General features: G+C 67.5%; 7 protein-coding genes. 5 read left to right on the top strand and 2 right to left on the bottom strand.

The window, feature by feature from the left end; translation table 11 throughout:
* A partial coding sequence (locus tag OZ671_RS31750) for a DUF2239 family protein (protein ID WP_268864402.1) occupies positions 1-202 on the bottom strand: 202 nt, incomplete at its 3' end.
* Between the two features lie 91 nt (positions 203-293).
* Between OZ671_RS31750 and OZ671_RS31745 the strand changes: the two genes are divergently transcribed.
* Positions 294-629 (top strand): GIY-YIG nuclease family protein, encoded by a 336-nt coding sequence (locus OZ671_RS31745; RefSeq protein ID WP_268864401.1) that lies wholly within the window; start codon positions 294-296, stop codon positions 627-629.
* On the opposite strand, the gene OZ671_RS31740 is transcribed toward OZ671_RS31745, so the two are convergent.
* The gene (locus OZ671_RS31740) at positions 626-1,537 is read right to left on the bottom strand and encodes a LysR family transcriptional regulator (protein ID WP_268864400.1); all 912 of its coding nucleotides are present in this window, start codon (positions 1,535-1,537) and stop codon (positions 626-628) included. The two genes, OZ671_RS31745 and OZ671_RS31740, sit on opposite strands and share 4 nt — an antisense overlap.
* 210 nt (positions 1,538-1,747) lie before the next feature.
* On the opposite strand from OZ671_RS31740, the gene ilvD reads away from it, so the two are divergent.
* From ilvD to OZ671_RS31720, 4 genes are all read left to right on the top strand, one after another.
* Positions 1,748-3,421 carry a dihydroxy-acid dehydratase gene (gene ilvD / locus OZ671_RS31735; protein WP_268864399.1) on the top strand — a complete coding sequence of 558 codons (1,674 nt, stop codon included), beginning with the start codon at positions 1,748-1,750 and terminating at the stop codon, positions 3,419-3,421.
* A 433-nt stretch (positions 3,422-3,854) separates the two neighbouring features.
* Positions 3,855-5,087, top strand: a complete 1,233-nt coding sequence (locus tag OZ671_RS31730) for a 3-methyl-2-oxobutanoate dehydrogenase (2-methylpropanoyl-transferring) subunit alpha (RefSeq protein WP_038301777.1) — start codon at positions 3,855-3,857, stop codon at positions 5,085-5,087.
* A 4-nt stretch (positions 5,088-5,091) separates the two neighbouring features.
* Entirely contained in the window at positions 5,092-6,105 is a 1,014-nt protein-coding gene (locus OZ671_RS31725; protein WP_268864398.1) for an alpha-ketoacid dehydrogenase subunit beta, read from the top strand.
* A 2-nt stretch (positions 6,106-6,107) separates the two neighbouring features.
* Positions 6,108-6,458, top strand: a 351-nt coding sequence (locus OZ671_RS31720; protein ID WP_328286416.1) for a biotin/lipoyl-containing protein, incomplete at its 3' end; no start/stop codon positions are given.

Below are 6,458 nucleotides of genomic sequence, written 5' to 3'. Positions count from 1 at the left end.
CCAGCCGCGCCGCCACCTCCGCCGCGCTGCCGCGCAGGTCGAAGTCGATGACGGTGCCGCTCGCGTCGTCGAAGACGACGATCGGCGCTTCACCTCGCGCCTCGGCCGCCTTCACCGCCAACGCGACATCGACAATGCCGCCGCGTGCGAGACGGCGCGAACCGGCGAAGGCGGTGCAGGACTTGGGAACAGCTCCGGACATGGGATCTCCTGTGGCCCAATTTATATCCGGGTTAAATTTGCATTTGTCAATATACCCGGATAATAATGGGGCGAGAGACCAGGAGCGCGAGATGAACCAGGAACGGCGCAAGGCGGCCAGCAACGCCTATCGGGAACGCAAGGTTGCGGCCGGCATCTATGCCGTCCGCTGCACGGCCTCGGGCGAATGCTGGGTCGGCCAGGCGCCCGATCTGTCGACGATCCAGAACCGCATCTGGTTCACCCTCAGGTTCGGCGGCAACCGCCAGGCTTCCCTCCAGGAGGCCTGGAACCGGCATGGGGCGGATGCCTTCACCTTCGAGGTCGTCGAGACCATCGAGGAGGAGGACGAGGCGCTGTTCCGCGACCGGGTCCTGAAGGAGCGGCGCGCCCATTGGGCGACCGCTCTCGGCGCGAAGCCGATCTAGACCGCGGGGCCAAGGCCGCCGGCAATGTCGAGAAAGCGCTGCAGCGTCGGAGAGCGGTCTTCGGAGCGCCAGATGAGCCCGGTCTCGATCAGCGGCGCGCCGCCGGCGAGCGGCAGATAGCGCGCGCCGGCCCGGTTCAGATTGGTGAGCGATTGCGGCACCAGCGCCATGCCGAGCCCCGCGGCGACCAGCCCGATGATCGTCTGCATCTGGATCGCCTCCTGGACGATGGTCGGGCGGAAGCCGTTCTGCACGTAATAGTCGACGATCGCGTCGTGAAAGCCTGGGGCGCTGCGCCGGGGAAAGAGGATGAGCGGGGTCGCGACCACGGTCCCCGCGCCGACCGCCCCTTGCGTGAAGCCGGCGCGGCCTTCCTGCACCCAGGCATCCGGCACCGCGGCGACCAGCGGCTCGCGCATGAGCGGCCGATAGCCGAGCGAGGGCGGCATGGAGCTTTGCGCCTGCGCAATGATCATGCCGACGTCGATCTCGTCGTTGAGCAGCGCCTCGATCTGGATATCGCTGGTCGCCTCGCGCAGCGCGACTTTGACGTCCGGCGCCACCCCGCGATAGCGGCTGACGAGGCCGGGCAGCACGCTGTAGTCGGCGGTGCTGACGAAGGCGAGCCGGAGCTGGCCGAGTTCGCCGAGGGCGAGGCGCCGGGCGATGTCGGGCAGAGCGGCGGCATCGCCGAGCACCTTGCGCACCTCGTCGAGCCATTGCCGCCCGACCGGCGTCAGCGCGACGCTGCGCTTGGTGCGGGCGAGCAGTTCCACACCGAGCTCAGCCTCCAGATGCTGGATCGCCTGGCTCAATGGCGGCTGGGTCATGTTGAGCCGTGCGGCCGCCCGGCCGAAATGCAGCTCTTCGGCGACGGCGACGAACTGGCGGAGCTGGCGCAGATCCATGGTATCGGGCGCGTTGCGAATGGCGAATGGCGAATGGCGAGGGGATGCAGCCGACCGACCGGCCTCCTATTCGCCGCTCGCCATTCGCCGCCAACTTATATCATTCCCGACCTAATCGCTTGCCAAAAATATATTTCTCATTGGATTAGAGGCAATCCAAAATAGGCTCCAGCGGCCCTGTCGGGCGCCGCAGCCGGGAGCTTGATAGACATGCCGTACAACGAGCGTTCGAAAAACATCACCCAGGGCATCGCCCGTTCGCCCAACCGGGCGATGTATTACGCGCTCGGCTACGAGAAGGCCGATTTCGACAAGCCGATGATCGGCATCGCCAACGGTCACTCGACTATTACGCCCTGCAATGCCGGCCTGCAGCCGCTCGCCGAGGCGGCCATCGCCGCGATCAAGGAGGCGGGCGCCAACCCGCAGGTGTTCGGCACGCCGACCATTTCGGACGGCATGTCGATGGGCACCGAGGGCATGAAATATTCGCTCGTCTCGCGTGAGGTCATCGCCGACTGCGTGGAGACCTCCGTGCAGGGCCAGTGGATGGACGGCGTGCTGGTGCTGGGCGGCTGCGACAAGAACATGCCGGGCGGCATGATGGGCATCGTGCGCGCCAACGCGCCGGCCATCTATGTCTATGGCGGCACCATCAAGCCGGGCAAGTGGAAGGGCCAGGACCTCTCCATCGTCTCGGCCTTCGAAGCCGTCGGCGCCTTCATGGCCGGCAACATGACCGAGGAGGATTTCGAGGGCATCGAGCGCAATGCCTGTCCGACCACCGGCTCGTGCGGCGGCATGTACACGGCCAACACGATGAGCTCCTCCTTCGAGGCGCTCGGCATGGCCCTGCTCTATTCCTCGACCATGGCGAGCGTCGACCGGGAGATCATCGACCGCACGGCCGAGGCCGGCCGCGTGCTGGTCGAGGCGGTGAAGAAGGGCATCAAGCCGCGCGACATCGTCACCCGCAAGTCGATCGAGAACGCCGTCTCGCTGATCATGGCGACCGGCGGCTCGACCAATGCGGTGCTGCACTATCTGGCCATTGCCCATGCCGCGGAAGTCGAATGGACGCTCGACGATTTCGAGCGCATCCGCCGCAAGGTTCCGGTCATCTGCGACCTGAAGCCCTCCGGCCGGTTCATGGCGGTCGACCTGCACCAGGCCGGCGGCGTGCCGCAGGTCCTGAAGATCCTGCTCGAGGCCGGCCACCTGCACGGCGACTGCCTGACCATTACCGGCCGCACGCTCGCCGAGGAGCTCGCCGAGGTGCCGAGCGAGCCGCGCGCCGACCAGCAGGTCATCCGGCCGATCAGCAAGGCTCTCTATGCCGAGGGCCATCTCGCCATCCTCAAGGGCAACCTCGCCGAGGACGGCGCGGTCGCCAAGATCACCGGCCTGAAGAGCCCGGTCATCTCCGGCCCGGCGCGGGTCTTCGACGACGAGCAATCGGCGCTGGAGGCGATCCTCTCCGACAAGATCAAGGCCGGCGACGTGCTGGTACTGCGCTATCTCGGGCCCAAGGGCGGACCCGGCATGCCGGAAATGCTCGCGCCGACCTCGGCCATCATCGGCCGCGGCCTCGGCGACAGTGTCGGCCTCATCACCGACGGCCGCTTCTCCGGCGGCACCTGGGGCATGGTGGTCGGCCATGTCGCCCCGGAAGCCTATGTCGGCGGCACCATCGCGCTCGTTCAGGAGGGCGACCAGATCACCATCGACGCCCACCGCCACCTCCTGCAGCTCGACGTGCCGGACGAGGAGATCGCCCGCCGCCGCGCCGCCTGGGTGCAGCCGAAGCCGCGCTATACCCGCGGCGTGCTCGGCAAGTTCTCGGTGCTCTCCCAGCCGGCGAACCGTGGAGCGGTGACCGGCTGAGACCGATCGAAGCGCCGCGCTGCGCGCCATGACGCTGCCGCTTGCGGCGGGCCGGAACCGGCCCGCCGCAAGGAACACCGTTTTCCGCGGCCATCTTCGCAACGAAATTCTGCGCCGCCTCAGCATTTAGAAATTTCGCGACACGACGCGCCCGCCGCGATGCCATATCGTCGGCACGATCTGGGGCGGGTCGTCTGTATGAACCTGAAAACAATGAGAAATCGGCACCTGCGCGCCGTCTGGGCGCGATCGGCGGGTGCTGATGCGCGCCGCAGCAGCCGCCGCGACACGGGCCGCGCCCCGCCCCACGGACATCACCCGATCTCGCAGCTTAGCCAGGACGGAAGGCCTTCCGTGCCGGCGTTCGGCCTGCCATCTTGATGCAAAGGGACCTGCCGGCGGTCCGCCGAGCAGGGTCGATGAGGAAACCGACATGACCGACGCTGCTCCGCTCAGGTTTCATGTGCCGGAACCCGAGGTTCGCCCCGGCGGCACGCCCGACTTCTCCAACGTGCGCATCCCCGAGGCCGGCTCGGTCCGCCGCCCCGACATCGACGCCAATCCCGAGACGATCCGCGACCTCGCCTATTCGATCATCCGGGTGCTGAACCGCGAGGGCGAGGCGGTCGGACCGTGGGCCGGTTCGCTCACCGACGAAGAGCTCGTCGAGGGCCTCCGCCACATGATGACCCTGCGCGCCTTCGACGCGCGCATGCAGATGGCCCAGCGCCAGGGCAAGACCTCGTTCTACATGCAGCACATGGGCGAGGAGGCGGTGAGCTGCGCCTTCCGTCGCGCGCTGAAGCCGGGCGACATGAATTTCCCGACCTATCGCCAGGCCGGCCTGCTGATCGCCGACGGCTATCCGATGGTCGACATGATGAACCAGATCTATTCCAACGAGAACGACCCGCTCAAAGGGCGCCAGCTGCCGATCATGTACTCCTCCAAGGAGCACGGCTTCTTCTCGATCTCGGGCAATCTCGCGACCCAGTTCGTCCAGGCTGTCGGCTGGGCCATGGCCTCGGCGATCAAGGGCGACAGCCGCATCGCCGTCGGCTGGGTCGGCGACGGCTCGACCGCCGAATCCGATTTCCATGCCGCGCTCGTCTTCGCCTCCACCTACCGGGCGCCTGTTGTCCTCAACATCGTCAACAACCAGTGGGCGATCTCGACCTTCCAGGGCATCGCCCGCGGCGGCTCCGGCACCTTCGCCGCGCGCGGCCTCGGTTTCGGCCTGCCGGCACTGCGTGTCGACGGCAACGACTATCTCGCCGTCCATGCGGTGGCCAAATGGGCGGTCGAGCGGGCGCGCAGCAATCTCGGGCCGACCCTCGTCGAATATGTCACCTACCGGGTCGGCGCCCATTCGACCTCGGACGATCCCTCCGCCTACCGGCCGAAGACCGAATCCGCGGCCTGGCCGCTCGGCGACCCGGTGATCCGCCTGAAGAACCACCTGATCCATCGCGGCCTCTGGTCGGAGGAGCGGCACAAGCAGGCGGAAGCCGAGATCCTCGACACCGTCATTACCGCCCAGAAGGAGGCCGAGCGGCACGGCACGCTGCATTCCGGCGGCAAGCCTTCGGCGCGCGACATGTTCGAAGGCGTCTATGCGCAGATGCCGCCGCATCTGCGCCGCCAGCGCCAGCAGGCGGGGGTCTGACGCCATGCCCAGAATGACCATGATCGAGGCGATCCGCGGCGCCATGGACGTCGCCATGGAGCGCGACGACAATGTCGTCGTGTTCGGCGAGGATGTCGGCTATTTCGGCGGCGTCTTCCGCTGCACCCAGGGCCTCCAGCAGAAGTACGGCAAGAGCCGCTGCTTCGATGCCCCGATCAACGAACTCGGCATCGTCGGCACCGCCATCGGCATGGCCGCCTATGGCCTCAAGCCCTGCGTCGAGATCCAGTTTGCCGACTACATGTATCCGGCCTATGACCAGATCGTGTCGGAGGCCGCGCGCCTGCGCTACCGTTCCAACGGCGAGTTCACCTGCCCGATCGTCGTGCGCATGCCGACCGGCGGCGGCATTTTCGGCGGCCAGACCCACAGCCAGAGCCCGGAAGCGCTGTTCACCCACGTCTCCGGCCTCAAGACGGTCGTGCCGTCCAATCCCTATGACGCCAAGGGCCTCCTGATCGCCGCGATCGAGGACCCCGATCCGGTCGTCTTCCTGGAGCCCAAGCGGCTCTACAACGGACCCTTCGACGGCCATCACGACCGGCCGGTGACGCCCTGGTCCAGGCACCCGCTCGGCGAGGTGCCCGAGGGCCATTTCACCGTTCCGCTCGGCAAGGCGGCGATCCGGCGCGAGGGCGCCGCGATCACCATCCTCGCCTATGGCACCATGGTCTATGTCGCCGAGGCGGCCGCCGCCGAGACCGGCATCGACGCCGAGATCGTCGACCTGCGCACGCTGCTGCCGCTCGACCTCGACACCATCGTCGCCTCGGTGAAGAAGACCGGACGCTGCGTCGTCATTCACGAGGCGACGCTCACCTCCGGCTTCGGCGCCGAGCTCGCAGCGCTCGTCCAGGAACACTGCTTCTTCCACCTGGAAGCACCGGTGACCCGCGTCGCCGGCTGGGACACGCCTTATCCGCACGCCCAGGAATGGGACTATTTCCCGGGGCCGGCCAGGCTTGGCCGGGCGCTCGTCGAAGCGATGGAGGCCTGATCATGGCGGATCATGTGATCAAGCTGCCCGATGTCGGCGAAGGCGTCGCCGAGGCCGAACTCGTCGAATGGCACGTCAAGGTTGGCGATCTCGTCCGCGAGGACACCGTGCTGGCCGCCGTCATGACCGACAAGGCGACGGTCGAGATCCCCTCGCCGGTCGACGGCGAGATCACCTGGCTCGGCGCCGAGATCGGCGACGTCGTGGCGGTCGGCTCGCCCCTGATCCGGCTGAAGATCGAAGGCGACGGCGCAGGCCCCGAGGAACCCGCAGGCGCAGCGGCCCCCGTCGAGGCCGAAACGGAAGCCACCAAGACAGCCCCGGCCAAGGCTGCGGCGAAGGCGGCCCCCGCC

This window comes from Phreatobacter sp. AB_2022a (assembly GCF_026847585.1).
Taxonomy (GTDB): Bacteria; Pseudomonadota; Alphaproteobacteria; order Rhizobiales; family Phreatobacteraceae; genus Phreatobacter.
Note: the sequence above shows the minus strand (reverse complement) of the source record. Positions and strands in the feature narration are given on the sequence as shown.

Bases quoted from the DNA above. Each gene is read 5' to 3' on its own strand.
- OZ671_RS31745 (WP_268864401.1), top strand. From the start codon at position 294: ATGAACCAGGAACGGCGCAAGGCGGCCAGCAACGCCTATCGGGAACGC.
- OZ671_RS31740 (WP_268864400.1), bottom strand. From the start codon at position 1,537: ATGGATCTGCGCCAGCTCCGCCAGTTCGTCGCCGTCGCCGAAGAGCTG.
- ilvD (WP_268864399.1), top strand. From the start codon at position 1,748: ATGCCGTACAACGAGCGTTCGAAAAACATCACCCAGGGCATCGCCCGT.
- OZ671_RS31730 (WP_038301777.1), top strand. From the start codon at position 3,855: ATGACCGACGCTGCTCCGCTCAGGTTTCATGTGCCGGAACCCGAGGTT.
- OZ671_RS31725 (WP_268864398.1), top strand. From the start codon at position 5,092: ATGCCCAGAATGACCATGATCGAGGCGATCCGCGGCGCCATGGACGTC.